Here is a 26,554-nt window from a genome sequence, read left to right as displayed (position 1 = left end):
AGGAGTTAACTATGAAACGAACCCAAGTATATCCTTTTAGCGCTATTGTCGGGCAGGAGGACATGAAGCTGGCTCTGCTTTTAAATGTGGTGAATCCGGCATTAGGGGGCGTATTGGTTAAAGGGGAAAAGGGAACTGCAAAGTCAACGGCCGTACGGGCCTTGGCGGCGCTCTTGCCGGCTGTTGAGATGGCGGCTGGCTGTCCCTTTCATTGCGACCCGACGGATGCGGGGCGCTTATGTGAGGCTTGTGCCGCCAAGCTGGCGAAAAACGGCGCCCTTAGCGGCGTTTCGGGCTTTATGCGCGTCGTGGAACTGCCTGTGAGCGCTACGGAAGACCGGGTAGTGGGGACCTTGGATATGGAGTATGCCATTAAAGAAGGGGAAAAGAAATTTGAACCCGGCATTTTGGCGGAAGCCAATCGCAATATTTTGTATGTTGATGAAATCAATTTGCTTGATGATCATGTAGTGGATGTTTTGCTGGACGCCGCGGCGATGGGCGTCAATACGGTAGAACGCGAAGGCGTTTCTTATTCGCATCCGGCCCGGTTTGTGCTGGTTGGTACGATGAACCCGGAAGAGGGGGATATTCGCCCGCAGTTATTGGACCGTTTTGCGCTGTCTGTGGAAGTGGCTGGCGAAAATGAAGCTTCTTCTCGGGTGGAGGTCATTAAACGGCGCATGGCTTACGAAGCGGGGCCAAGAGAATTTCGCGGCGCGTGGGAGGCGGCGGAAGAGGAATTGGCGCGGAAAATTACCGCCGCGAGGAAGCTGCTGCCCCAGGTAGCGATTGAGGATGAATTGCTCTTGCGGGTAGCCGAGGCTTCCTTAAAGTTGGGCGTGGACGGACATCGGGCGGATATTACGGTCATTAAAACGGCTTTAACCTTGGCGGCCCTGGAGGAGCGTAAGGAAGCCACGCTACTGGATGTGCGCCGCGCGGCGTCTTTGGCTTTGCCGCACCGCATGCGGCGGCGGCCTTTTGAAGAAGCGAGCCTTTCAGTTCAGGTACTAGATGAACTGTTTGGCGCAGCAGAGGAGAATGGAACATGCGCAGCGGCGGAGTAATGCCTTTTTCGGCCATTGTGGGTCAAGAACAGGCTAAAGAAGCGCTGCTTTTAGCTGTGGTCAATCCCTCAGCCGGAGGGATTTTGCTTTCCGGGGATAAGGGCAGCGCAAAATCGACCTTGGTTCGCTCTTTAGGAATTTTGGCCCCGGAACTAGGCTTGCGTACGCTGCCCTTACATATTACGGAGGACCGACTTTTTGGCAGCCTTGATTGGGAAACAGCCTTGGAGACGGGGAAAGAACGGCTGCAAAAAGGCTTGTTAACGGAAGCGGACGGATGTGTGCTGTATGTAGATGAAGTGAATTTACTGCGCAGCGAAGTGATTGGTCCGCTGCTGGACGCCGCATTGTCCGGTTGTGTGCGTATTGAGCGTGAAGGCTTGTCCCAGGTGAGTAAAACTTCGTTTTGTGTGGTAGGTACGATGAATCCGGAAGAAGGAACCTTGCCTGACGCTCTTTTGGATCGTTTTGGACTTATGGTATCCATAAGTGCGGAAAAGGAGGCCCCTTTGCGCGCGCAAATCGTCAAACAAGTGCTGCGCTGGGAGCGGGAACCGGAGCAAGTAGCTAAGACGTGGGAAGCTGAGGAAAGACACTTGCGAGATAAAATATTGCAAGCTAGAGAATGCGTGTGTCAGGTCGAAGTTTCCGCGGCAATGATGGAATTGGCGGCGGCGTGGTGCTCGCAAGGACATTGCGCAGGACATCGGGGTGAGTTGTTTTTACTGGAAGCGGCTAAGAGCGCCGCTGCATTAGATGAGCGTTTATACGTACTGCCTAAAGACATGGAAAAAGCGGCTCTCTACGTATTGCCGCATCGAGTGCGGCAGCAGCAAGAACCGCCTATGTCGGAAGAAAACCAGGGGGATTCGCAGCAGGAGGAAGAACCGCCGGAAAACGAGCAAAGCGAGCAGGAAAAACCGCCGGAATTGCCGCAAGATCCGGAAACGGATGCAGACAAGCCGGCAGAAAACGAAAAGCCGCCGGAGGAAGAAACGCCGGAAAATGAGCAAAAGGAACAGGATAAACCACCGGAGCCGGACTCGGAGCCGACCTCTCAGGAAAAAGTGGATCTGCCATTGCTAAAGGGTTTAATGCAGATGAAATTGGAAGAGACCATGGATCGCCGCGAACGGGCTGGTAATGGCAAGCGCAGCCGTACTCGTTCCTCCTTGAAGCAGGGACGGTATGTGCGGGCCATTTTTCCTAACGGCAAGGTCAGCGATCTGGCTTTTGACGCAACCTTGCGTGCGGCTGCGCCTTGGCAGAAAAAAAGAGCGTCTCAAGGCGTAAAGCTGGTGATAAAAACGGAGGATTTACGCCAAAAGGTGCGGGAAACACGCGTGGGAGGCGTTTTCTTTTTTGTGGTCGACGCCAGCGGATCTATGGGGGCAAAAAAGAGAATGGCGGCGGTCAAAGGGGCGATTTTATCATTCTTACAGGATGCCTATCAAAAACGGGACCGTGTTGCTCTTGTCGCCTTTCGCCGCCATGAGGCGGAAATGCTTTTGCCAGTAACCCGCAGTTTGGATTTAGCGCGAAAATGCTTGCAGCAGCTGCCTACAGGAGGCCGTACGCCATTAGCTGCGGCGCTGGAGACAACGGCCCGGGAGATTGAGTGTTTGCGTTTGCGGGAAAAAGAATCCAGGCCTGTTATTGTTTTGGTTACAGACGGGCGCGCTAACAGCGGCGGCGCAGACCCTGTGCAAGAAGCGCGGGACGCTGCGGAAAAACTGGGAAATCAGGACATTCCCGCTTTGGTGATTGATACGGAAGAGGATTTTGTCCGCATGGGTATTGCCAAAGAAATCGCTTTGCGGCTGCAGGGAACCTATCGCCCGCTGCGTTCCATCGAAAGCGACGGCTTAGTGCGCATACTTCGCAGCTGGCGGACGCAGCGCGAAGCCGGCGGCGCAAGGTGAGCTATAGATAACGCTGCGAAGGCTGCGTAAAACATAATAAGAAGTACATAGAGGAGTTGTGTGTAGTGAGAAAAGAAAATTTGGCAAGACATAAGAAGCGTTTGTGGGCGTGTTTACTGCTGAGTTCGCTGTTGGTGGGCAGTGCGGCGCAGTCGGGCTGGGCGGCGGAAGCGTCTAAACCGGGTTCGGAGGCGAAAACTGCGGCGGAGACCGAGGAGTTTGCCTTGGAAGAGGTAACCGTAACGGCTTTGCGTTATAAGTCCAAAAACCTCGAAACGCCAGCCGATGTCAGCAGCTACAGTCGGGAGCAGCTTAAAGCCACTGGAGCGACAAATTTGGCGGATGCTTTGAAGTACTCCACCGGACTGATTTATAGCTCCATGGGGCCTCATGGGCAGTCTTGGGGAAATATGACTAGTAAAATCATTATTCGCGGCGTAGAAAGCGGCACCTTGGTTATGATGAACGGCGTTCCCATTAACATGAATGGGTATTACCACTTAGAGAGCATTCCGGTTGAACAGGTGGAGCGCGTAGAGGTGCTTAAGGGCGGCGGCTCCGTTCTTTATGGCAGTGAGGCGCTTGGGGGCATTATTAATATTATTACGCGCGAAAAAGTGCAAAACAGCGTTACTGTTTCCGGCGGTAATGACGGTCAAAGCCACAGCGTATCGTTGCAAGCCGGTAAATCGAGCTTTAATGTTTCCTTCGGCAAAACCAATGAAAGCGGTGTGATGACAGATCCCAAGGCTAATGCTACCTATGGGACTACCGGCGGCAGCTATTACACTGCATTTGGAGACGCTACCAAAAACAATGTAAACTGGCATTATAAATTTGATGATCATTTTTCCGCTAATTACTCCTATGGGAAAGATGACTATTCGGTGATGTATAAAAAAGTTGGCGATGATTCGTTACTGCGTTCCAGCGACTATATTGATGAATCGCATCGCCTGCAGTTGGCGTATGACAAGAACGGCTGGAGCAGCAAGGCGTACTTTAATCGTCAACATGTGGATCAGCGAGGCACCGAACCGGCTTTAGCGAATAAACATGATTGGACAGATACCACGAATACCGTATATGGCATCGACACGCAAAAAACCTGGCAGGCAGGGGGCGCAACCTGGCTTGCAGGAACGACGGTGCAACGGGAATCGTACAATGATTTTGGGCAAACCTTATCTGGCAATAAAGCGGCTAGAACGTTAAAAGCGCCCTATACCAACGGGCCGCATGACCGTAATCATTACGCGCTGTATATGCAATGGGATAAAGAAATGGGCAGGAAAAACCGCCTGATTATCGGCGCCCGCGAGGATGTTGTTAAAACAGGAGAAGGACAACGTTTTGACGCTCTTTCGCCGCAACTTCAGTTTTTACACCGCTTAGATGAAAATCGCTCACTGTATTTAGATGCCAGCAAATCCTTCAGGATGCCTAATTTTACCGCCTTATATAAAACTAGCAGCGACAATTTTATTTCCAATCCGGATTTAAAACCAGAAACAGGACTTAATCAGGAAGTCGGCTATAAATATGAAAAAGGCGATGTAAAGTGGAAAGTTGCGGCGTTTCACTTGGAAGTTGACGATCAAATCACTTGGAAAAAAATAGTTTCAGGGGGCTCTACCTATTATGTAGCGCAAAATGTCTCAAAGTTCCGTAATAGCGGTATCGAAGCTAGCTATGATCATAAATTGAGTAAGCATTGGAGTTATTCTTTGGGAAGCAGTTTTGGTAATCCGGAACAGCAGGAAAGCGATGGCAGCGCTTGGACCAGGACGCTGGGGCGCATGACCTTTAATGGCGCATTACACTATATGAGCGGTCCTTGGACGGCGGATTTGAGCGCTATGTATTATGGCGATCGTGTCGATAATGACGGCTTGGATCGCAGTGCGATGATTCCTGTTTCTCTTCATGTAGGCTATAAATTAAAAGAAAACCGTACCCTGACCTTTGATGTGGATAATTTGCTCAATCGGCGCGATGTTACGACGAACAGCAGCGCTTACTATATGCCGGAACGCTTATTCCGTCTGGGATTGACGGCTACTTTCTAATATGAATAGGTGAATGATGAAATGTAAATGGGAACGATGCAGAACGAGGCTTAGTATAGGTATTTTAACAGGTCTGTTTTTATTTGCTTTCAGTACAATGGCAGTTCAGGCGCAAGTGCGCTTGAACTGCCAATTTCCCTATGTGCTGGGAGCGGGAAAAGCGAAGGAAACCTTGCAGCCAGGGGAACGCGCCTATTTACTGGTGTCTGTGGAAAATCGTGAAAGCCCGAAGGCGGCGACTTTATTACAAGTAGAGCTGCCGCCGTTTTTACAGCCTGACGAATGGGCGGGGCCATGGCAGCAGCAGGGAAATGTCTGGCGCACGGAAGTTCCTCTGGAAGAGGGCTTTGATCAAAAATTCTTCTGGCTGGGAGTAAAGGCAGCGCCTGACGCGCCGCAGGGACCGGCCGCAATTTACCTGGAGGCGGACGGGAATAGGCTGTCCAGGCAGATTGCGATTGCTTCCGGCGAGGGAGCAGGGGCTTCGTTAGAAATAACCGATGTGAATTTGCCGTTAGATCGGGATGGACACCGGGATGCGCGCAAGAAATCCCGCGCCGTTGTTCTTCGGGATCGGGAATGGGATTATTGGAAAAATTTATTGCAAGGAAAAGGCGCGTCCAATCAGGAAGTGGAAGCCATTCATCCTGTGACTCATGCAGCGCTGACGATCTCCAATCCTCGGGGGGGTCAAGGTCTGGGGCTTGTTACGCTGCAACTGGCGGATGTTCACACAGGCAATCCCCTGCCCGGCTTTTTTACGCCGGGAACCTCTGGCGAAGAGAAGGAAGGCGGCGCTATGGCAGGGGATGAAGAAGGACTGCACGCCATGATTGCCTTAGACGGTTCGGGGCATCAGACCCTATTGCTGCCAATCTATGCAGACGAAAGAAAGCTGCGCAATGGCGCGTATTTGCTGCAGGCGCAGATTGCTATGTCAGACAGTGAGACCATCGTGTGGAGAGGACCTGTGGAAATGGTGAAACAGGACGTTAGAGCCGCCTGGGTCACTTTGGCCGCGGCGTTGCTGGTCATGGCGGCTTTTATTTGGGGCGCTTTTCGTCTTCGTCCCTTGCTGGCGTCGATGAAAACGCGCTGGCTGGCGACGGTGGCTCTTTTTGGAGCGGCCGCTTTTGCGGTGGTCAGCGTGCCTACTATTTTGTTTGGAGAAGTACTGCATGTATTGCTGGGACCTTTTTCTTTCTTGGTAACCGGTTTGTTTTCCGGTATTGTCTTGTATATGCTGCTGGTGGCCTTGGCGGCTCTAATCCCAAGACCAGGCGTTTTGGCGCTGGCGCTATTGGTGCGGATGCTTTTAGGCATGTTGGCGTTTGGCCAGATGTCGCCTATCAGCTTTCTATCTTTTGGCATGCATGCGCTCTTGCTGGAAGCCTTCTTTTACGGCGCCGGACTGTATCGCTATCTGGAGCAAGTGAAAGGCGGGGCGTCTTTCCAAGCTAGAAAGGCGGTAGAAATTGCTGTTGCCTGCGCTGTAGCCGATGGCGCGGCGACGTATGTGAGTTTGCAGGCCATGTGCCTTTTGTACCGCTTGTTTTATGCTGAATGGTATATTGCGCTGCTGGTAGGCGTAAATGGGTTGCTATATACGGCGATTGGCGCTTGGAGCGGTATTCGTTTAGGACGGAATTTGATTCGCGTGGGAGGAGATTAAAAGATGAAGCCGTTGCTTCGCTTAGAGCATGTTACTTATACCTACCCGCGGCGCAATAAGCCCAGCCTAGAGGACATTAATCTGGAAGTTCACGCAGGGGAGCTGCTGCTGTTAGCCGGAGAAACCGGCTGTGGCAAAAGTACGCTGCTCCAAGTACTTAATGGCCTTGTGCCGCAAGAGAGCGGCGGCAGGCTGCAGGGCAAGGTATTCTTGGACGGACAAGAGGTAAGCGAATGGAGCGTAGGCGAACGAAGCCAGCTCGTAGGCATGGTGTTTCAGTCTCCTGATGATCAGCTGATTTCTTCGTCAGTACAGGAAGAAGCGGCATTTTTCCTGGAAAACCTGGGCGTTGGTTTTGAGGCGGCGGCTTTAGAAGCGTCAAAAGCATTGCTTCAAGTGGGGTTGGAGGGACTAGAAAAGCGCAGCGTACATGCTTTGTCCGGTGGTCAAAAGCAGCGTTTGGCTGTGGCTTCCGTAATGGCGGCGCAGCCGCAAATTTTGGCCTTGGATGAGCCAATCAGTCAGCTTGACCCTCAGGGAGCGACGGAGCTGCTGGAGGTGCTACAGGCGCTTTTGCGCCGCCGCAATACAGCGATGGTGTTGGTGGAACATCGTCTACATGAAGCCTTGCCCTTATGTACTCATATTGACATGATGCAAGAGGGAAGAATCGTTTGGCAAGGCACTAGGGAGGAAGCGCTGATGGAGGCGGAACGCTTTGACCGCTATGGGCTGCGCTTGCCCCAAACGGTGGATGTTTGCCGCAGTTTAGGCGTTCCGGCTGTACTGGAAGTAGAAGAAGCGGTGCGATGCATTCAAGAAGCATACCTTATGAAAGCTGGGGGTGAGACATTGCTGCAGCCAGCGTCTGCGGCAATAGAGCCTTTTCCTGTAGTAGAAGCCAAAGCTCTTTCTTACCGTTATGGCCGTCGTCAAAGCTTGGTATTGCAGGATTTGAATCTGCAAATTGAAAAGGGTGAGTTTGTGGCGCTTATGGGCTGTAATGGAGCGGGAAAGTCGACGCTGTTGCACCTGATAGCCGGTTTGCAGGCTCCCGCTGAGGGAGAAATTCTGGTTCAACGCAAAGCGCCGCGAGTAGGCGAAGGAATTGTAGGGATGGTACTGCAAAATCCGGATTTTATGCTACTCGAAGAAACGGTACGAGCGGAAGTTGGGGGAGCTTCCGGGAAGCTTTCGCCATGGCAGCAGCGACTGCTTGAACGACTGGGCTTAACGGGGCTGGAAGAAGAATTTCCTTTGGCTTTGAGCAAAGGGCAGCGTCTGCGGGTAGCTCTGGCGGCGGTGCTGGGGCGTGAACCGGCAGTGCTGCTTTTGGATGAGCCAACAACCGGGCAGGATATTGCCCATATTCGGGATATTGTTTCCCTGCTGCAAGAGTATGCGGCCGGCGGCGGTACGGTTATTTTATGTACCCATGACACGGAAGCGGCCTCTTGTTTTGCGCAGCGCGTAGTGGTGCTGAACGAAGGAAAAGTGTTTTTAGATGGTACGCCTGCTGTTGTTTTTAGTCAGCCTCTGATTGCGTCTGCCGGTCTGCGTGCTCCGGCGGCGCTGCTTTTGGCGCAGGAATTGTATGGCGGCAAGCATGTAACGGTAGAGGAGGTGGTGGCGCATGTACGACAGTCAAATATGGGAAGCGACGCCAGGGCAAACGCTGCTGCACCGGCTAGATGCCAGAGTTAAACTCTGTTTCTTAGGCTGCTGCGCTCTTTTTGTGATTGTTGTGGAAAGCGGCAAATCTTTGTTTTGCTTGTTTTCTTTTATTCTATGTCTTCACGGAATGGGACGCATGTCCTTAGAAAGGTGGAAGCTTTTATCTCTCTTTGTCCTTTTGGGCATGTGGGGGACGATGATGAGCCAAGCTTTGTTTTACAATCAAGAACCGCGCACCATTTTAGCCTGCCTTGTGCCGCCCTTGACTCCACTTGTTGGCGCCCTTACGGGAGGCGTGTTTGTATATCGGGAAGGCCTTGAATATGGCGCTGTGCAAGCGTTGCGGTCCGGCAGCATGATGGCGGCAGGGCTGCTTTTGGTTTGGACTTCAGATTCCCGCAGCCTTTTACGCAGTTTAATGGCCTGGAAGCTTCCTTATGAGCTTTCGTTTATGCTGACAACGGGCTTGCGTTTTCTACCGGTTTTGTTTCAGGAAACGGCGATTGTTTTAACGGCGCAGCGGCTGCAGGGAGAAGGCGTGCTGCGCTGGTGGCGGCCTGATGAAATAGTGCCGTTAGCCAGAAAAACGCTGTTTCCGATTTTGGCGAGAACCCTGCGGCGAGCGGCTACGCTGGCTGCTTCGGCAGAAAGCCGGGGCTTCGGGCGCAAACAGCGTCTTAAGGTAACGCTGCCGCTTCCGAAATGGCAAAAGCGGTTTTGCTTGTTGCTGCTCTTTTTGATGGTTCTGTTGGTTACTTTCAAAACACTGTCCTTGCTGGCTTTCTATGGGGTTTACTATGGTTCCTGGTGCCAGCCGTTGTATGATGGTATGAAAGGATGGCTATAACGGTATGAATGACAGGTGGCGCGAAAAAGCTAAAGCAGTCGCGATCATAGCGCTGCTCTTTATAACGTTGTTCTTTTTAGGACGATACATCTTTCAGCAAGCAGGCGATGGAACCAATAAGGACAGCTTTCTAAAGACAAGCACTGGCTTATATCAGGTGGTGGCGGAGGTTCCGTTAGGACAGGTGGAAGTGTACAACTACCAGCGCATGGGTTTCACAAAAGGCTTTGTATGCTTTTCGCCGGATGGGGCCGCTTTGGCGGTTGGTACGGAAAACAGCGAACTTCTTGTGCTGGAGAGTGAGATGGGAAAGCTAAAGTGGCGCAAGCGCAGCGGCAACGGAAAGATCAGCGCCCTTGCTTTTAGCCGGGATGGGCGACGCCTATATGTCGGAGAAAACGGTCCTCAAGCAGATTTGATTTGCTTGGACGCGCAAACAGGTGAGGAGCTTTGGCGTCGTGGTTCTGCTAAAGAACTGGGTTCTGGATTGAACGACAAAACCTACCCTGGAATTGTCTGCATTCGGGAGTCAAACGCCGGGACTGTATATGCGGCGGGGCAGCGAACGATACGTTCTGCGGAACGGTATGAGTATCGAGGGCGTTTATATGCGTACACGCCGGAAGGCGCTTTGGCGGGAAAATTTCCGCAAGAGCGTAATTTGGACGCTTGGGTAGGCTGGATGAGCGTTTCTGCGCAAGGACAGGTGTTTTTCGGGACGGCCAATTGGGATGCTAAGCTGCAGTGCCAGGATAATCAATCCATCTATAAATTGGACGAGGGTCTGCGGCAAGTATTGTGGAGCACGTCTATGGCGCCGGTTCCTCCTTACGAAAGAACTACGCTGCGCTCCAGTCCGGAAGTGACCGAGGATGGAAAGTGGGTCGTTTCCTTTGCCAGTGATGGCAGGGCGTTTTTGCACCACGGTGAAGACGGAACGCTTGTTTGGAGAAGAACGCTGAGTAGGCCGGAACTTGTAAACGGTATCTATGTCAATGCCACAGGACTATACGGGCAGGCAACGGCAGACCGCTTGGTATTTACAACTGGCAATACCTATAACCGGGCGAATTGGCAGATGACTACGCCCATGGAGCACCCAAGCTCTAATTGCGTCTTTCTGTTTGATTATCAAGGACGGCTGATCGAAAAAAAAGAGCTGGGCGGTATGGCGGAGCAACTGGCGCTATCCGAAGGGGCTGCGGCGGTGGCGGTGGGACGAAATAGCCGCACGAAGAATGTGGCTGTGCATGGTTTGACCTTGCTTTCGCTTCGCGACGGAAGCGTGCTTGATCGTTTGCCTTTGGAAGGGCCTTGCGCAGGAGCGGCGATTAGCAAGAATGGACGCTTTGCAGCTGCCGTGGAAGCGCCCCTGCAATTGGATGATGGAACGATTATGGGAGAATATAGGCTGATAGTCATAAAGAAACCGGCGCAGTAGTGTGATATAATAAGAAACAAATTTCAAAAAGGTAAGTGAAATGTGTTGTGAAGAAACATATTATTTGCTTTTTAGCGTTCTTTCTTTTTACGGTTTCCGCTGCTGCACAAGGAGACGAGGTGCGGTTTATTGATGTTGATCAGTATTTGGCGGCTAAGGACAATGTAATGCTTCTTGACGTACGTTCCGTAAAAAGCCGAAGCCTGAGTCGGCAAGAAATACCAGGCGAAACGTGGCTCAATCCGAAAAACGAGGAAGCTTTGGAATCGTTTTTGAAGACGGCTGATACGGAAAAAGCCTATGTTATCTTTTGTTCTTGCCCGGAAGATAAATACAGCATACGCATTGCCCAGGTCTTGGCAGACTGCAATTTTGAGAAGGTTTTTGTCTTGAAGGACGGCTGGGATGCTTTACGAAGAGAAGAGGATATTGAAAAGGTGAATATCGAGCAATAAGAAGTATAGGAAGAGAGGGAGCTGAAACGATGCAAGTAAGCCCAATCGGCATTGTCCATTCTACTTTTTGTGAGCCCGAAGGAACGCCTATTCAAGCGGCAGCCTCCATTGGAAGCAAGGCTATTATCGAAGTATATGATGAGTATATGGAAGGGCTAAAAGATATAGATGGCTTTTCTCATTTGATTTTGTTATATCACTTTCATCAAATAAAGAAGGCCAGATTAATCGTAAAGCCATTTTTGGATGACCATACGCACGGTATTTTTGCTACGCGTTCGCCTGCGAGGCCGAATCCTATCGGCTTTTCGGTTGTTCGTCTTAATATGGTTGACGAAAACCTTCTTTATGTTGAAGATGTTGATATTTTGGATCAAACGCCTGTATTGGATATAAAGCCGTATATAGGTGAATTTGATCATAGAATGACTGAAAAAATCGGCTGGTTTCAAAAATCCATACATAAAATGAATGCTGTAAAAGATGACGGACGGTTTAAAGGCTAAATCCGCGTTTTGAATGCAGGGAAAAGCGCCATAAGGAGACCTAGAGAAAGACTGGCTAGGTTTTTTTATGGCGATTTTGTATTTCGTGGCCTGAAATAAAATGCTAGTTTTAACTTTGTGATCAAATTCAATTCCACTATTGTGCATATTGGCCTAAAAAATAGTTTGTTTATACTAAAATTCATGCAAGCGTACAAAGGCAATGGGTGTAGAAAGAGAGAAAATATAAGCTGAATTGCTTAGCAAGAGCAACAAAAAAGAGTAGGAGTGAGCAAGCATGATTTCTCATATTGACAACGTGAATACGGTGGCTATGAAGATTCCCGGGGCGGAAAAAGCATGGAAAAAAGTATGTATCTCCCCGCAAGAAGGTTGGGAAGGCTATGTAATGCGAGTGTTTGAACTGGAACCAGGCGGGAATACGCCGGAACATACGCATCCGTGGCCGCATATCAATTATTTTCTGCAAGGAGAAGGGACCGTCTATTTGGACGGGAAAGCCCACGAGGTGAAAGCCGGTTCTTTTGCTTATATCCCGTCTAATGCGCTACACAAGATGATCAATCGCGGCGAAGACGTATTTCGCTTTATTTGCATTGTACCTGAAGAGGGAGAAGGCTGAAGGTACGGTGCGGTATATAAAAATAATAAAAAATTGAGTGCAAACGGTACGCGTCCTTTTGAGGGACCGTACCGTTTTATTTAGGTAGCTGATTTTCTGGATTATAGCTCCAGACCTAACTGAAATGCAGCATCAAGGCAAGGAAGGCTATCAATTTCACCAGGAGATTCAACTCCTTGCGCACTGATAACGCCGAGGTTTTTCCAACCTAGATAGTCAGCAAGGGACCGATAGTATTGTACTAGGGTGTTTGTAACAAAATCTTCTTGTTTGCAAGCGGTTGTTAACAAAATACTGGCAGTAATTTTCCGCCCGGTGGCGCTTTCGTTATAGGTTCGATCCAAGAAAAGCTTGAAGCTGCCGGGAAAACCCAGATAATACACAGGTGACGCGATGACGAGCGTATCATGTTCTTGCAATAAGCGAGAGGCCTCTTGCATGTCATCTTTTTGGATGCATTCTCCTTGATGTGTTTGGCAATAGTTGCAGCCTAAGCAAGGCGCGATGGTTTTATCGGGAATAAAATATTCTGTAACCTGGTGACCTTTCGTGAGGGCGCCTTTAATGAATGAAGCAGCTAAGGTTGCGGAATTGCCGGTTTTTCTAGCGCTGCAATATAGAACCAATACTTTTCTCATGTTGCTTTCCTCCTTGGAATTTGAAATATTGTAAAATTAAAGGTATCATAAAGAAAAGTATTCGTAAAATTGATTTTGATAATTATAACAATCGAATTTAATGATAGTTGCTTGCTGAAAATGATAGGGAGGATTTGGATGGACTTCAAATTGCTGCGTAGTTTTAAGATGGTTGCGGAACTTGAGAATATAAGTCATGCTGCAACAGCAGTGGGGTATGCGCAATCAACTATTACAACCCAGATTCAACAATTGGAAAACGAGCTAGAGGTGAAACTGTTTGAACGATTGGGGAATCGAATTTGTTTGACGGAAGCGGGAAGAACCTTCTTAGAATATACGGAGCAAATTCTTTTTACCATGGATCGTGCGAAAGAAAATTTGAAGCATGCCAACCAGCCTTGCGGAGTATTGAAAATAGCAGGGATTCATTCATTATGCGCCAGTATAATGCCTTGTCTTGTACAAGAATACAAAGAAAAATATCCAAATGTAAAAATTGAAATTGCAACAGGAGTTATTGGAGACGTACTTGAGCAGGTAAAAACAGGCAATGTTGACGTGGCTTTATATATGGACTTTGCAGAAGCGCCTAAAGATGTGATTGTCGCCTTTGAGAAAAGAAATCCGCTCTGCTTTTTGTGCGGACCTGATAATCCGCTTCGATATAAAGCAAATCTCACACTCAAGGATATTGAAAACGAACCCTTTCTGGTTACAGAGAAAGAATGCCGGTATCGCAAGAAATTTGAGCAGATGTTCGAGGCGAGACGATTAACGCCTGCAATTTATTTTGAAACAGGAAATACAGAGATTATTAAGAAATTTGTAGAGAACAACATAGGCATTGCGTTACTACCGGAAGTTGCGGTCCGGTCGGAATTTAAAGAAGGAAAGCTGGTAAAACTAGATGTTGCTGAAAAGATAGAAGAACCGTTTATTCGGCTTATTTATCATAAAGACAAATGGCTTACCGCTGCGATAACGAAATTTACGGAGTTGATGAGGGCGTCGTTAGTTTGAGCGGGGTATTACATCTAGACGTAATATAAGGGCTGTATGGATTCGTGAAAATGATAAATAGCGCTAGTTGTTATTGACATATGCCATAAAAGAGCTAAAATAGAGATATGAAACATATGTCAAAACAAAAGGGGGAATCAACAATGCCAAGAAGAGATGGGACAGGGCCAATGGGACAAGGGCCGCTTAGCGGTCGTAGGACGGGAGCGTGCAGTGGACAAGGAAAGGGGCAAGGCGCAGGCGGCATGGGAAAAGGGATGGGGCGTGGAGCTGGTCAGGGGTTTGGGCAAGGAATGGGACAAGGAAATCGGGGATCCTTTGCTTCGCAAGGCAGTGAGTCTTTAGCGAAAGAGGAATTGCTGCAAGAAAAAAAGCTGTTGCAGCAAAGGCTAGAAACAATTAACAAGGACTTGGAAAAAGTGTAAAATAAAGTAGGCGGCGGGAGAAGTCTTCCTGTCGCCTACTTTAATGAGTGGGAATAAGAGGTGAAGTCTGTGCCAAGACCAAGAAAATGGCGTCGTGTCTGTGAACTTCCTCAAATCGATTCGTTTGGCCCGCTTACGGCTGCGGTGTCTCATCAAGAAGCCGTTATTATGACGGTTGATGAATACGAAACGATTCGGTGGATTGACGTAGAAGGTTTGATGCAGGAAGAATGCGCAGCTCGTATGAATGTAGCTCGGACAACCGTGCAAAAAATATATAATGACGCTCGACGTAAGTTAGGCCTGGCTTTAGTAGAAGGGAGAACGCTTCGCATAGAGGGAGGCGAGTACCGGCTTTGTGAAGGAGAGGAGCCGGTTGTGCACTGCGGCAGATGTCATCGGCGAAGACATGGAAGGCAGGATGAACCATTGGATTGACGGATGAAAAATAAAACAGTATGCTGAAAAGAAATCATATGTGGAAAGAGGAAAACTAGATGCCAAGACCGACGAAAGAACGCGCTGTTGGGATGATGCCGCCTTGGGCGCGGTTTAAACCGGCAGGAATACCGATAGAAGAATTAGAAGACGAGAATATTACGGTGGAAGAGATGGAAGCTTTGCGGTTGGCTGATTTGGAAGGAATGGATCAGGACCAAGCTTCGCAATGCATGGATGTATCAAAACCGACTTTTTGTCGGGTGCTGATGCAGGCGCGACAAAAGGTGGCTCGCGCTCTTTGGCAGGCAAAATGTCTGCAAGTGGAAGGCGGGAATTTTCGTTTGGAAAAAGGATGTCCCCGCGGGAAAAGTTTGTGGAGATGTGATTCTTGTGGTCATCAGTGGCGAGGCCGCTGCGCAAGAGGGCGCTGTGGCGGGGAGAGCCATTGCCCTAAGTGCGGAGGAGATCAAGTGCGCTTAGATGGTTGAGGCTTGACGGCTTTTCGTGCTTGCGATACAATTAACATAGTGAAACAAGTTTCAAAAGACATTTTCGAATGTCTTTTTTTGAAAACCATTTTGAAATATGTTTTATAAAAGGAGACTGAACATGAAAGTAGTAATTACCGCTCAAAATGAGCAACCGGGACAAGTGATGGAATTGCGCTTTGGCAGGGCGCCGTTTTTCTGTGTGTATGATACAGAAAGCGGCATATGGGAAAGCGTAACGAACGCCACCAATATGAATGCGGCTCAAGGAGCTGGGATTCAAGCGGCGCAAGCTGTCGAACGGTTGGGGGCCAAAGTGGTTATTACAGGCCACGTGGGGCCAAAGGCGTTTCGGGTGCTGGAAGCCAATCAGGCGGAAGTGTATTTGGCTCAAGAAGGGTTAACAGTTGAAGCCGCCATGGAAGCTTGGAAAGCAGGAGAACTGCAGCGCCAGCTGCAGGCGGATGTAGAAGGTCATTGGTAAAATCTATTGGACTAAAAGATATAAATTAGAGGAGGAATTTTTAATGGAAAAGTATGGAGTACCAACCTATCAGGGGATGTTGTGCGCTCATTTTGGTCATTGCGAGCAGTTTGCTATTGTAGCCGTAGAGAATGGGCAGGTACAGGGAATGGAAATGTTGACGCCGCCCCCGCATGAACCGGGCGTTATTCCAAACTGGCTGGCGCAGCAGGGCGTGCATAAAGTGATTGCCGGAGGTATGGGGGTTAAGGCCCAGATGATTTTTGCTACCCATGGCATTGAAGTAGTCTGCGGTGCAGCGGCGCAAGAGCCGCAAGAGCTAGTTCGTTTGTATTTGGCCGGACAACTGGTACAAGGAGACAATCCTTGCTCTCATGAAGAGGGACAGCCCTGCACCGGTCATAAGTAAGAAGGAGTGGAGCTTTGAGCGAAGAAGTTAAGAAAGATTCGCCCGAAGAGCTTTGGCAAGATTGTTTGCTTTGGGCCCGGGAAAAAGACAATGATTTTAAAGAACGCTGCCGCGTTGCGGACGTGAATTCGGAGAAGCTGCCTCTAAAAGAGTTAGCGGCTTTGCCGTTACAGCCTAAACCCGAACCCTCCGCGTCTCCTTTTGCGCGCTTGACTTTGCCCTTAAGCGGTGTTGCGCGGTTAATGAATTCGACGCCGTATTTGGTAGAGGAAGTGGACGATTGGGCGCAGAAAAGCGCTTTTTGGCTTCGCTCGTGCGGTATGACGCTAGCCTCTATTCTGTTAGTCGCTGATGGACTAGACGGCGAAGGGCCTGGTTGGGGCGTGTTGGAAGGCGCTAAAACTATGCAGACTACTGTTGTTTCCTTAAGTGCGCGTCCGTGGGAAACAGTCAGCGAATGCGGCGCCAGCGCCTGTGCGTTATCGGCTCCACTGTTGGATGCGTGGATGAATAGCGGCGAAGGCCCAGGAACTTGTCGAACATTCTTTTGTTTGACTGCGGGAGCGTCTGAGGAACAACGGCAAGCTTGGCAAAAGTATTTAGGCTATCCTGTGTATCTTCAGTGGGGCTTGCCTGGACTGCAGGCGTCTCTTATCGCCTGGGAGTGTCCGCAAGGGGGCGGGTTCCACTTGCCTATTGATTCGTTTTGGCCGGAACTCATTGATTCACAGACGCAAGAGTTGACGGCTCCTGGTGTGGCAGGCGAGCTAGTGCTGACAGCCCTAAGGCGGCGGAGTTCTCCGGCGATTCGCATGCGAACCGGCTGGGTAGGACGGTTTGCGGAAAAAACTTGCCGTTGCGGCAGTCCGTATCCTAAATTTATACCGGAAGAGTTTTAAAACAGAGCGTTAGAGCGAGAGCTCTGGCGCTTTTATCCTATTGCTTAATTAATGAGGTGATTTTTGTGAAGTATAAGACCGTCGGATCTTGTGCAAAAGAAATATCCTTTGAAATTCATGATGGCAAATTGAGTCAAGTCTTCTTTAAAGGAGGCTGTCCCGGTAATTTACGGGCCATTAGCATTTTATTGGAAGGAATGGACGTGCAAAACGTGATTGATAAATTTAGCGGTAATCTTTGCCGCAACGGTACTTCCTGCACGGATCAGTTGGCGCAAGCATTGGAGGAATGGCAAAAAAGCCAAGAACGTACTGCATGAACCATAAAAAATATATTTCCCAACGAGACTTTTAGGATGAGGAGTGAACCTATGCGTATTAGCATTGCTAGCGGCAAAGGCGGTACTGGAAAGACTACTCTGACAACATTAATGATGCAGAAAGCGCCAACCGATAGTATTGTTTGGGTTGACTGCGATGTAGAAGCGCCTGACGGCGATGTTTTTGGCGAGGTAGAGTGGCGTCAAGAGCAAGTAGTGACGAGGCAGGTTCCCGAATTGTTCGGCCAGTGCAGTGGATGCGGTACTTGTGCGGATCTATGCCGTTTTCAAGCGCTCGCCATGGCAGGTGGCAAACCAATGGTGTTCCCGGAATTGTGCCATTCTTGCGGTGTTTGTATTCAACATTGTCCGGCGCAGGTATTGCGGGAGCGGCCGGAAGAAGTGGGGCAGGTGCGGTGCGGCATTTGGCGAAAAGAAGGGCAGGAACATTTATATATTCAAGGATTGCTCAAAATCGGCAGCGTAGCAAGCACTGTGGTCATTGAGGCGGCCAAAAAAGCGGCAGTTGCAGGAAACCCGGAGCTAACCCTTGTCGATTGTCCTCCAGGAACCACCTGTTCGATGGTAGCGGCTGTCAAAGGGAGCGATTGCTGTATTATGGTTACGGAGCCAAGCTTGTTTGGCATTCATGATTTGCGAGGCGCTCTTTCTGTAGCAGCCAGGATTGGTATTTCTGCGGGTGTTGTGCTTAACAAGAGCGATGGAAGCCATTTGGAAAAAGAAGTGGAAGAGTTGTGCCAGCGTATGAACGTGCCGCTTCTTTTGCGAATTCCTTATTCCAGGGAGTTTGCTCAAAAATATGCTGCCGGGAATATTGACACAGAGATTTCTGTGGATTGGTCGAAGTTTTGGCTGCAAGTGAGAGCGTTGGCCAAGGGGGATAAAGCATGAAAGAAATTGTTGTGCTAAGTGGCAAAGGCGGCAGCGGCAAGACTTCGGTGAGTGCTGCCTTGGCTCGTATTTTGAGAAAAAAAGTTTTAGTGGACTGCGATGTGGATGCCGCTAATTTTTACCTGACGTTGAACGCGAGAGAAATTGAAAGGCAACCTTTTTTTGCGGGGCTGGAAGCGTTTGTAGATCAAGCTCTTTGTACGAGCTGCGGGAAATGTGAAGAAGTGTGCCGCTTTGGCGCTATTACCAGCGCCGGAGTAGTGGACGAGCTAGCTTGTGAAGGCTGCGGCGCCTGCGCCTTGGTATGTCCGCAAAAAGCCGTGGGTCTGCGGGAACGCCAGGCTGGCTGTTGGCTGGTATCGGAAAGTCCCTTCGGGACGTTGGTACATGCGGAATTGGGCATTGCCATTGAAAACTCAGGAAAGCTGGTTTCCCAGGTGCGCCGCGAGGCGAAAGAACGGGCTTTATCGCAGGGGGCGGAATGGCTTTTAGTCGACGGTCCTCCCGGTGTAGGCTGTCCTACGATTGCTTCATTAACAGGCGTTGATGTTGTGCTGTTGGTATTAGAACCGACGGGAAGCGGCTTGGCTGATGCGAAACGCTTGCTGGCGCTGGCCAAACATTTTGAGCTTCCGGTGCTAGTGTGTATCAATAAAGCAACCTTGCATGAGGGCCAGACGACCATTGCTAAAAAATGGATTGCGGACGCGGGACTTGTGCTGGTAGGAGAACTTCCTTATCATGAGGCGTTTCGCAAGGCGTCTTCCGAAGGCTGCAGCATTTGGGAAAGCGGCGGCAAAGAGCTGCAGGCAGCTATCCAATTATTATGGCAGAACGTGCAAAAAGCGTTATAGCGGCAAGCATGGTTTGTGATAAAGAAAATACTATAGAAAACTTGAAGGGGTAGGAAGTATGAGTGAAATGACGAAGATTGAAAAAAATCTTGCAGGCGTTAAACGCCGCTGGTTGGTTATGAGCGGTAAAGGCGGCGTAGGGAAAAGCACGGTAACTGCGCAGTTAGCAGTTCGTCTGGCGGCTAAAGGATGGAAAGTGGGCGTATTGGATGCGGACATGCATGGGCCGAGCCAAAGCGGAATTTTTGGCATGCGGGGGCAGCAGCACACGGCCGTAGGGGATAGAATTCAGCCTTTTACGCATGGACCGAATGTCAAAGTGGTTACCATGCAGGGTTTGCTCAACACACCTGACGAAGCATTAATTTGGCGCGGTCCTTTGAAAATTGGTCTCTTGCAGCAGCTTCTCGGCGATACCGATTGGGGAAAGCTGGACGTGCTTTTGATGGACAGCCCTCCCGGTACTGGTGATGAGCCGTTAACCTTGGTTCAAGATGTGCCGCAATGTGAAGGAATTGTTGTGACAACCCCGCAAGAAGTATCGTTGGCGGATGTGCGAAAATCGCTGAATTTTGCGGCGACTGTCAAGCTGCCTTTGCGAGGCTTGATTGAAAATATGAGCGGTTTTATTTGTCCTGATTGCGGGCATTGCCATTATCCGTTCGGTCAAGGGGGCGGCGAGAAATTAGCGGCGGAAAAGAAGCTTTCCTTTTTAGGCGCCTTGCCCTTAGATCCTTTGGTTATGCTGGGCGGCGATCAAGGTCTTCCGGATCAGGCTGCTTCTCCGGCCTGCGAAGAGGCCTGGGAGCGAGTCCTTGCTAATTTGATGCAAAAATAATAAGCTTTGGGGAAAGAAGCGTGAAGGTTTATGAAATGTGCGCAATGCGGACATAAAAACTGCTATAAGATAGGACAGAATTGTTTGGGCTGGTCCGTAGATGACGTGAAAGAACAATATCAAGGAAGAGAGCTGGAAATGATGCAGGCGGCGGCTTGTACAGAAGGGCGCTATTATCTGAAACTGACCCGCCTGGAAGAAAGCGTAGAATTTGCCAAGCTCTTAGGAACCAAGAAAATCGGGTTGGCTTTTTGCATCGGCTTAGCTGAGGAAGCTAAGTTGATCGAGGCGTATTTTGCCAAGTTTTTTGAGGTCCATTCGGTTTGCTGCAAGGTTTGCGCCATTGAAAAAGACAAGCTGGGCTTAGAACCGATAAAAGACGGAGCTAAAGAAGTTATGTGTAATCCAAAGGTGCAGGCTGCGATATTGAATAAAGAAGAGACAGAATTGAATTTTACCGTGGGCCTTTGCGTAGGACATGATATGCTGTTTACTTCCGCGTCTGCGGCGCCTGTATCGTGCTTGGTGGCGAAGGATCGCGTTATGGCTCATAATCCCTTAGGCGCTGTTTATTCAAGATATTGGCGCAGAAAGCTGGATATCTTGCCGGAGGGACAGATGTAAATAACATTATAAGCATTTGCTTTTTAGTAAAGTCGTATGGACGAAGGTCTATGCGGCTTTTCTTTCTAGGGGTGTAGAACGAATGCTCGCAATTAACTGGTAATCCCAACTCGAATTAATCTGATTTTTTATAGTGCTTAGAAAATGTTTCATTAGAGTTTTGTCGAATTAAAAGTAAGGAATCATAATTCAAATTTTACTAAACGTGAATGCACTTGCTGAGTTACTTTAACAAAAAGGAGTGAACCGGCTATGGCTGCTTGGCCGAACTCAGAAGAACGGAATGCTATTTTTAATAATGTTTTCACTGATGCGAGTTTGAGCCGCTACTATTTAATCATGGTCGTACTTTCTTGTACGGTAGCAACGTACGGGCTGTTATCGAACAGCACGGCTGTCGTGATAGGGGCGATGTTGATTGCGCCGCTAATGGGGCCGATTTTAGGATGCGCACTGGCAGTGGCGGCTAATAGCAGAGCACTGCTTGTGTTGGCGTTGAAAGCAGAGGCTCTTGGAGCGGTAGCTGCAGTTTTATTGGCTATGGTCTTGACCCTTCTGTTGCCGCGGGCGGAGTTGACCAGTGAAGTGATGGCGCGAACTACGCCGACTATTTTAGATTTGGTTATTGCACTGGCCTCTGGTGCGGCGGGAACCTATGCAATTTGTATGAAGCCGCAGAGTGCGACCCTTCCGGGGGTAGCGATTGCTACGGCGCTGATGCCGCCGTTATGTACCGTAGGCATTGGTTTGGCGCAGCAGAATATGAGTGTTGCTGGCGGGGCATTTCTGTTGTTTCTTGCCAATATGGTAGCCATCGTTGTTGCTGCTGTACTTGTCTTTGAATTAGCGGGCTTTGCGGACGGGCACGGGCGTGAAAAAGAAGCAGGGGCTCAATCGGCGGTTCGGCGTCTCTTTTATCCCGTATTGCTGCTGGTGATAATCTCTATACCGTTGGCCTTCATTATGTATAAGACATATGCTAAAGCGCATACGGAGCAGATTATTCAAACCTCTCTTGAAGAGTCGCTGGATATGATTGCGCCGCAGTCTACTTTGATTTCTGCTACATTTAATGAAGCGGACCGACGGTATGAAGTGGCTGCGGCATTTCGGACCACGAAGGTGATTAACCCTGAAAATATAAGGCAGATGGAGAATTTATTGGAGTTGCGTCTGGGAAAAGCGGTGAAGGTAAGTGCTGATGTTGTATTGGTGCAAAAAGTGAACGATGAGAAAAATATAGATTCCTTTCAAATGCTGCTTCCCAAGATCAAAGAAAAAGAAATTGTGGAGGTTGTGCGCAGCGGGACGCCTGAAGAAATCATCGAGCAGGCGATAAAAGAAAAGCTGTCGTTGTTGCCCGATGTGGAGCTGGAGGATTATCGCTTTTCGTACCAGCGAGGAGGCAGCACCTATCAGATTGAAGCTGTTATCGCGAGTGCGAAGCCAATAGAAGAAAGTGTACGTAAATCGCTCCAGGCGGTGCTGGAGGAACGTTTGAAACGAAGAGTAGAGGTCCAACTACGTATAAAAGCGCCTCCTACGGCGGCAGCAGAGGTAGAAAAAGCCTCGCAGCAAGCGCCATAAGACGAAGAAAACCCAGTTTCCCCTCTTGAGGAAGCCGGGTTTTCTTTATTCGTTGATTTTGTGTCCTTAATAAACCGGAATGTTGTCGCGAAACATGTCGGCTATGACTCCTTCCATGGAATATAGACCTGGCGGTTGTTTTAACAGAAAGTTAGCTGCAAAAATAGCTCCTTGCCCGAAGGAAGCGCGGCTGATGCTTTCGTGGCTGAGACGGATCGTTTGGTTCGGCATGCCAAAAATAATTTCATGTCGCCCTACTATGCCGCCTACGCGGATGGAGTTAACATGTTCGTCATCTAGCTGCAACAGTTTGGCGATCTTTTTAGCAGTGCCTGAGGTTTCCGGCTTGTTTTTAAAGTGTTCTTCGACGACTTCAATATCGGCATGAGGTGCGATTTTTTGCAAAATTTGGGCTGCAATCAATAAAACGTTGATCCCCAGGGTGATATTAGGAGAGTAGAGAACTGGCGTTTTTTGGGATAAAGACTCTAATAAGTCAAGGTCTTCTTTTTCATACTGAGAGATAGCCGAGACAATAGAAATGCCTTCTTCGGCGGCGCGCTGATAGGCGTGAACGCCGCGTGAACCGGAGAAATCAACAAGAACATCGACAGGATGCTCGCGAAAAAAAGAAGGGCCTATGTCTTCAATAGAAATAATTTCACCAGTATCGCATTCCTGCCCTAATAAGCGGCTGGCATACTTATGGTGATCAGCGGTGCTTTTGCGCACCACCCAGGACAAGTCAAAACGCTTGTCATTTAAAAATTCGTTGGCTACCAGGCGGCCGGTTTTGCCAAAGCCCCAGAGTCCTACTTGGATTGGTTTCAATGAAAGTCCTCCTTTTTTTACGCCGGCGAGGTTAGCTGACGGATTCGGGCGAAAAGAGATACGCCCTACCTGAATGTTCAGGATTCACCCCAAGAATGGGTCCCCCGCTTCCAATTTTGGAATTAGGCGCTTGCTATATGCATTACCCGACTTGCGGGAATACAGCGAAGAAAACAAAAAGAGCCCTTGGTGACAGGCTACTCCTAAAAAACACATATTTTATTTGTACTTATAATAACACAACAATTGCTTTTTAGTCAAATTTATCAATAGAGAATTACTTTTGGAGCGGAATTAAAAAATAAACGGTAGCGGAAGAAGCGGCGTGGTACAATAAGAAAATAGAAAACTAGGAAGAGGTTAGGTTATGCGCAAGTATCGAGTGAGTAGCGCCTATGGAGCGCTGTTACAGTGGCGTAATTTTCGTTTTAAGCTGTTTGCGGAGAGCGTTTTGGTTGGCGCGGTGGCAGGCGGAGTGGTAGTGTTTTTTCGATACGCCTTAGAAAACGCGGAAGTACTGAGGAATTTTTTATATCAGATGGCTATAAAAGACGCATCTTGGATTTCGATATGCGGCTGGATTGGCTTATCTCTCTTGATCGCAGGGATTCTTCATGCCTTAGTTGCTTGGGAGCCGATGGCGTCAGGTAGTGGTATTCCACAGGTGAAAGGAGTATTAGGCGGTGTTATGCGCATGCCGTGGCTGCGCGTACTGGCTGCTAAGCTTGCAGGCGGCGTGACGGCTATTGGCGCAGGGCTTTCTTTAGGCCGAGAGGGGCCGTCCATTCAGTTGGGCGCGGTGGTTGGACAAGGGATTAGCCGTCTATGGGGAAGAAGTCGCATGGAGGAGCGTTATTTGTTGACCAGCGGGGCTAGCGCTGGTTTGGCGGCGGCATTTAATGCGCCCTTGGCGGGGGTTGTATTTTCTCTGGAGGAACTGCATAAGAATTTTTCACCGGCTGTGCTTGTTTCCGCGATTACGGCATCTTTGACAGCGACGGTGTTATCGCAATATTTTTATGGCGAAAATCCTGTTTTTACATTTACTGGAGTTCCAGTGTTTCCGGTGTCGAGTTTTGGCGTGTTGCTAGTGCTAGGTGTGGGGATGGGGATTCTCGGTGCGGCATTTAATAAAGGGTTGCTGGTGACGGGAAGTCTCTTCGAAAGGTTGCTGCCGGTGTCCGTCTTTTCCAAAGCGCTGTTACCCTTAGCTTTTGCCGGAGTATTTGCGCTGTTGTTGCCGGAGGTGTTGGGAGGCGGCAACGGGCTGGTAAATGAACTGACAGTAACGAATTTTGGGTTCTTGTATTTGCTATCTTTGTTGGCGGCTAAATTTTTCTTTACGCTTATCAGCTATGGTTCTGGCGTTCCGGGAGGCATCTTCTTGCCCATGCTGGTTATTGGAGCGCTAGGAGGAAGTTTATTTAGTTATGGGTTTGTTCAGTTTGGACTTCTTGATTCGTTTTATAGCGCCAATATAATAATTTTCTCTATGGCGGCTTGTTTTGCAGCGGTTGTAAAATCCCCTATTACCGGAAGTATTCTAATCATGGAAATGTCTGGGGCTTTTCATCATATGCTGCCGTTGGTTTTTGTGTCTGTGATTGCGTATTTAACGGCGGACTTGTTGCGAGTGCAGCCTATATATGAAGTTCTTTTAGAAAAAGCATTACTTAAGCAGGGTAAAAGAAAAGCCGAAAATGTCCAATCCTTGCGTAGCATTGTGGAAGTGCTTGTCTGTGTGAATTCAAAGCTGGCAGGCAAGCAGGTGAAACAAATTTCCTGGCCGTCTTCGTGCTTGTTGTTTAGTATTCGCCGAGGAGAATCCGAAATTGTGCCCAAGGGGGAAACAAGGATAGAAGCTGGCGACTATTTGTACGTGGCAGTGAAAAATGAGCAAGTGGAATCCTTACAAAAAATGGCGGAAGAAAGCATTAAATAAAGAGGTTATGATATGGAAATGTAACTAGCTAATTTGTTTGACGAATTTAACAGGGGCGGATATAATAAGAATAAATTTAATATGGTTATCGTTAGGAGGAGCCTGTCACCAAGGGCTTCTCCTATTTTTTTATAGGTATTTTGAGGAGGCGTTGTTTTTGCAAGAGGTTTTATTTTATGGGTCGATCTTGATTTTCATGGTTACGTATGGCTTGATTATTTGGGAAAAATATCATCGAATGGTTGTAGCCATGAGCGGCGGGAGTGTTATGCTGCTCTTTGGTTTTCTAAATCAGGATACTGCAATCAAAGAGGCCATTGACTTTAATACGCTGGGATTATTGATGGGCATGATGATTTTAGTAACTATTACTCGGAGGACGGGCGTGTTTGAAGCCGTAGCTATATGGGCTGCAACGGTGACCAAAGCTTATCCTCTTCGTTTGTTGGCTCTTTTGTCTGTAATCACAGCTGGCGCATCGGCTCTACTTGATAATGTTACCACGGTTTTGTTAATTGTACCGGTTACCATTACCTTGACAGACAAGCTTAACATTAATCCGCTACCCTTTTTGATTTCGGAGATTATTGCATCAAATATTGGAGGAACAGCTACCCTTATTGGAGATCCGCCGAATATTATGATTGGCAGCGCTACTGGATTAAGTTTTAACGCGTTTGCCAGTAACTTAGCGCCTGCGAGTATTATCATTTTATTGGCAACGCTGTTGGTTTTACTCTTCCTATATCGAAATGATTTACAAGTAGAAGAAAAAGATCGGCTTCAAGTATTGAAGTTGAACTATAAAGACGAGATTAAAGATAGCGCGCTTTTGAAAAAGTCATTGCTGGTCCTGGGGCTAACGTTAAGCGGCTTTGTTTTCCATAGTGTTTTGCATTTGGATTCCGCAACGGTAGCGATGTCCGGCGCCATCTTTTTGCTGTTGATTAGCAAGGAAGAGCCCGAAGAGATACTGCTGAATGTAGAATGGCCAACAATCTTTTTCTTTATCGGTTTGTTTGTTCTTGTTGGGGGGCTAAAAGCAAGCGGTGTTGTTGGAGCTCTTGCGCAATGGGGGTTGTCAGTGACACAGGGGCAAGTCATGGAAACGGCATTGTTAATGTTATGGTTGTCAGCGATTGCCTCCGCGTTTATTGATAATATTCCTTTTGTGGCAACTATGATTCCGATGTTACAGGAAATGGCTCAATTATCGGGAGGCAATTTGGAACCAGTATGGTGGTCTTTAGCGTTAGGGGCTTGTTTGGGTGGAAATGGAACGTTAATAGGAGCTACTGCTAATGTCGTTGTGGCAGGGATTGCTGAAAAGAACGGGATTTTGCTTTCTTTTCGGCATTACTTGAAAATTGCTTTTCCGCTTATGATTGGTTCTATCTTGATTTCTCATGTTTATGTGTACCTAAGATATTTCTGTGTTTAATTTATTATGAGTTGGTAATTTAAAAATCTAGATAAGTTGAGATGCTTATAATAGAAGCCTTGATTTCATCAATAATCTTGAGAAATTAAGGCTTTTATTTATTTTTAATGTCAGCAAAAT

The 26,554-nt window shown here is 48.6% G+C and carries 27 protein-coding genes and 1 riboswitch; of the genes, 25 read left to right on the top strand and 2 right to left on the bottom strand.

Annotation, left to right across the window (positions count from 1 at the left end; all coding sequences use genetic code 11):
- The first annotated feature begins 11 nt into the window (after nucleotides 1-11).
- The 10 genes from C508_RS0106785 to C508_RS0106740 all read left to right on the top strand — a co-directional run bounded on the left by C508_RS0106785 (nucleotide 12) and on the right by C508_RS0106740 (nucleotide 12,278).
- Entirely contained in the window at nucleotides 12-1,070 is a 1,059-nt protein-coding gene (locus C508_RS0106785; RefSeq protein ID WP_018702789.1) for a magnesium chelatase ATPase subunit I, read from the top strand.
- Nucleotides 1,052-2,992, top strand: coding sequence for a VWA domain-containing protein (locus tag C508_RS0106780; protein WP_018702788.1), 1,941 nt, complete (start codon nucleotides 1,052-1,054; stop codon nucleotides 2,990-2,992). The genes C508_RS0106785 and C508_RS0106780 overlap by 19 nt, the downstream gene beginning before the upstream one ends.
- A 65-nt stretch (nucleotides 2,993-3,057) precedes the next feature.
- Nucleotides 3,058-5,061 (top strand): TonB-dependent receptor plug domain-containing protein, encoded by a 2,004-nt coding sequence (locus C508_RS0106775; RefSeq protein ID WP_018702787.1) that lies wholly within the window; start codon nucleotides 3,058-3,060, stop codon nucleotides 5,059-5,061.
- 13 nt (nucleotides 5,062-5,074) lie between these two features.
- Nucleotides 5,075-6,733 carry a hypothetical protein gene (locus tag C508_RS0106770; RefSeq protein WP_156817582.1) on the top strand — a complete coding sequence of 553 codons (1,659 nt, stop codon included), beginning with the start codon at nucleotides 5,075-5,077 and terminating at the stop codon, nucleotides 6,731-6,733.
- A 3-nt stretch (nucleotides 6,734-6,736) separates the two neighbouring features.
- On the top strand, nucleotides 6,737-8,437 hold the full coding sequence (locus C508_RS18010; protein WP_018702785.1) for an ABC transporter ATP-binding protein: 1,701 nt from the start codon (nucleotides 6,737-6,739) through the stop codon (nucleotides 8,435-8,437).
- The gene (locus C508_RS0106760; protein WP_018702784.1) at nucleotides 8,367-9,254 is read left to right on the top strand and encodes an energy-coupling factor transporter transmembrane component T family protein; all 888 of its coding nucleotides are present in this window, start codon (nucleotides 8,367-8,369) and stop codon (nucleotides 9,252-9,254) included. The genes C508_RS18010 and C508_RS0106760 overlap by 71 nt, the downstream gene beginning before the upstream one ends.
- A gap of 4 nt (nucleotides 9,255-9,258) precedes the next feature.
- Nucleotides 9,259-10,695: an outer membrane protein assembly factor BamB family protein gene (locus C508_RS0106755; protein ID WP_018702783.1), complete on the top strand. Its 1,437-nt coding sequence runs from the start codon at nucleotides 9,259-9,261 to the stop codon at nucleotides 10,693-10,695.
- Between the two features lie 47 nt (nucleotides 10,696-10,742).
- Nucleotides 10,743-11,150: a rhodanese-like domain-containing protein gene (locus C508_RS0106750; RefSeq protein WP_018702782.1), complete on the top strand. Its 408-nt coding sequence runs from the start codon at nucleotides 10,743-10,745 to the stop codon at nucleotides 11,148-11,150.
- A 29-nt stretch (nucleotides 11,151-11,179) separates the two neighbouring features.
- Nucleotides 11,180-11,656, top strand: coding sequence for a tRNA (N6-threonylcarbamoyladenosine(37)-N6)-methyltransferase TrmO (gene tsaA / locus C508_RS0106745; RefSeq protein WP_018702781.1), 477 nt, complete (start codon nucleotides 11,180-11,182; stop codon nucleotides 11,654-11,656).
- Nucleotides 11,657-11,933: 277 nt separating this feature from the next.
- Nucleotides 11,934-12,278 (top strand): cupin domain-containing protein, encoded by a 345-nt coding sequence (locus C508_RS0106740; RefSeq protein WP_018702780.1) that lies wholly within the window; start codon nucleotides 11,934-11,936, stop codon nucleotides 12,276-12,278.
- A 101-nt stretch (nucleotides 12,279-12,379) separates the two neighbouring features.
- Here the strand turns inward: C508_RS0106740 and C508_RS0106735 are convergent, their stop codons facing one another.
- Nucleotides 12,380-12,916 carry a flavodoxin family protein gene (locus tag C508_RS0106735; protein ID WP_018702779.1) on the bottom strand — a complete coding sequence of 179 codons (537 nt, stop codon included), beginning with the start codon at nucleotides 12,914-12,916 and terminating at the stop codon, nucleotides 12,380-12,382.
- Nucleotides 12,917-12,985: 69 nt separating this feature from the next.
- Here C508_RS0106735 and C508_RS0106730 point away from each other — a divergent pair, with 69 nt between their 5' ends.
- The 13 genes from C508_RS0106730 (at nucleotide 12,986) to C508_RS19405 (ending at nucleotide 22,220) form a co-directional block, all read left to right on the top strand.
- Complete coding sequence (locus C508_RS0106730) at nucleotides 12,986-13,939, top strand: LysR family transcriptional regulator (RefSeq protein ID WP_215731957.1); 954 nt, start codon at nucleotides 12,986-12,988, stop codon at nucleotides 13,937-13,939.
- Between the two features lie 143 nt (nucleotides 13,940-14,082).
- The gene (locus tag C508_RS20275; protein WP_018702777.1) at nucleotides 14,083-14,364 is read left to right on the top strand and encodes a DUF5320 domain-containing protein; all 282 of its coding nucleotides are present in this window, start codon (nucleotides 14,083-14,085) and stop codon (nucleotides 14,362-14,364) included.
- Between the two features lie 69 nt (nucleotides 14,365-14,433).
- Nucleotides 14,434-14,802, top strand: coding sequence for a DUF134 domain-containing protein (locus C508_RS0106720; protein ID WP_018702776.1), 369 nt, complete (start codon nucleotides 14,434-14,436; stop codon nucleotides 14,800-14,802).
- A 59-nt stretch (nucleotides 14,803-14,861) separates the two neighbouring features.
- Nucleotides 14,862-15,293, top strand: a complete 432-nt coding sequence (locus C508_RS18005) for a DUF134 domain-containing protein (protein ID WP_018702775.1) — start codon at nucleotides 14,862-14,864, stop codon at nucleotides 15,291-15,293.
- 121 nt (nucleotides 15,294-15,414) lie between these two features.
- A complete protein-coding gene (locus C508_RS0106705) occupies nucleotides 15,415-15,777 on the top strand; it encodes a NifB/NifX family molybdenum-iron cluster-binding protein (protein WP_018702773.1) in 363 nt (120 codons plus the stop codon).
- 43 nt (nucleotides 15,778-15,820) lie between these two features.
- Nucleotides 15,821-16,186 (top strand): NifB/NifX family molybdenum-iron cluster-binding protein, encoded by a 366-nt coding sequence (locus C508_RS0106700; protein ID WP_018702772.1) that lies wholly within the window; start codon nucleotides 15,821-15,823, stop codon nucleotides 16,184-16,186.
- Nucleotides 16,187-16,200: 14 nt separating this feature from the next.
- Nucleotides 16,201-17,085: a phenylacetate--CoA ligase family protein gene (locus C508_RS0106695; protein ID WP_018702771.1), complete on the top strand. Its 885-nt coding sequence runs from the start codon at nucleotides 16,201-16,203 to the stop codon at nucleotides 17,083-17,085.
- Between the two features lie 65 nt (nucleotides 17,086-17,150).
- Complete coding sequence (locus C508_RS0106690; RefSeq protein ID WP_018702770.1) at nucleotides 17,151-17,405, top strand: TIGR03905 family TSCPD domain-containing protein; 255 nt, start codon at nucleotides 17,151-17,153, stop codon at nucleotides 17,403-17,405.
- A 51-nt stretch (nucleotides 17,406-17,456) separates the two neighbouring features.
- A complete protein-coding gene (locus C508_RS0106685; protein WP_018702769.1) occupies nucleotides 17,457-18,317 on the top strand; it encodes a nucleotide-binding protein in 861 nt (286 codons plus the stop codon).
- Nucleotides 18,314-19,171 (top strand): ATP-binding protein, encoded by an 858-nt coding sequence (locus C508_RS18000; RefSeq protein ID WP_018702768.1) that lies wholly within the window; start codon nucleotides 18,314-18,316, stop codon nucleotides 19,169-19,171. Before C508_RS0106685 ends, C508_RS18000 begins: the two co-directional genes overlap by 4 nt.
- 58 nt (nucleotides 19,172-19,229) lie before the next feature.
- Entirely contained in the window at nucleotides 19,230-20,009 is a 780-nt protein-coding gene (locus C508_RS0106675) for an Mrp/NBP35 family ATP-binding protein (protein ID WP_039796969.1), read from the top strand.
- Nucleotides 20,010-20,039: 30 nt separating this feature from the next.
- Nucleotides 20,040-20,633, top strand: a complete 594-nt coding sequence (locus C508_RS0106670) for a DUF1847 domain-containing protein (RefSeq protein ID WP_018702766.1) — start codon at nucleotides 20,040-20,042, stop codon at nucleotides 20,631-20,633.
- Between the two features lie 252 nt (nucleotides 20,634-20,885).
- Complete coding sequence (locus C508_RS19405) at nucleotides 20,886-22,220, top strand: TIGR00341 family protein (RefSeq protein WP_018702765.1); 1,335 nt, start codon at nucleotides 20,886-20,888, stop codon at nucleotides 22,218-22,220.
- Between the two features lie 66 nt (nucleotides 22,221-22,286).
- On the opposite strand, the gene C508_RS0106660 is transcribed toward C508_RS19405, so the two are convergent.
- Complete coding sequence (locus C508_RS0106660) at nucleotides 22,287-23,051, bottom strand: 4-hydroxy-tetrahydrodipicolinate reductase (RefSeq protein WP_018702764.1); 765 nt, start codon at nucleotides 23,049-23,051, stop codon at nucleotides 22,287-22,289.
- A gap of 6 nt (nucleotides 23,052-23,057) precedes the next feature.
- A riboswitch (cyclic di-AMP (ydaO/yuaA leader) is annotated at nucleotides 23,058-23,190 on the bottom strand.
- 228 nt (nucleotides 23,191-23,418) lie between these two features.
- Here C508_RS0106660 and C508_RS0106655 point away from each other — a divergent pair.
- Nucleotides 23,419-24,993 (top strand): ClC family H(+)/Cl(-) exchange transporter, encoded by a 1,575-nt coding sequence (locus C508_RS0106655; protein ID WP_018702763.1) that lies wholly within the window; start codon nucleotides 23,419-23,421, stop codon nucleotides 24,991-24,993.
- A 196-nt stretch (nucleotides 24,994-25,189) separates the two neighbouring features.
- A complete protein-coding gene (locus C508_RS0106650; protein ID WP_051086798.1) occupies nucleotides 25,190-26,434 on the top strand; it encodes an ArsB/NhaD family transporter in 1,245 nt (414 codons plus the stop codon).
- Nucleotides 26,435-26,554 lie beyond the last annotated feature (120 nt).

Source organism: Anaeromusa acidaminophila DSM 3853 (genome assembly GCF_000374545.1).
GTDB lineage: Bacteria > Bacillota > Negativicutes > Anaeromusales > Anaeromusaceae > Anaeromusa > Anaeromusa acidaminophila.
Note: the sequence above shows the minus strand (reverse complement) of the source record. Positions and strands in the feature narration are given on the sequence as shown.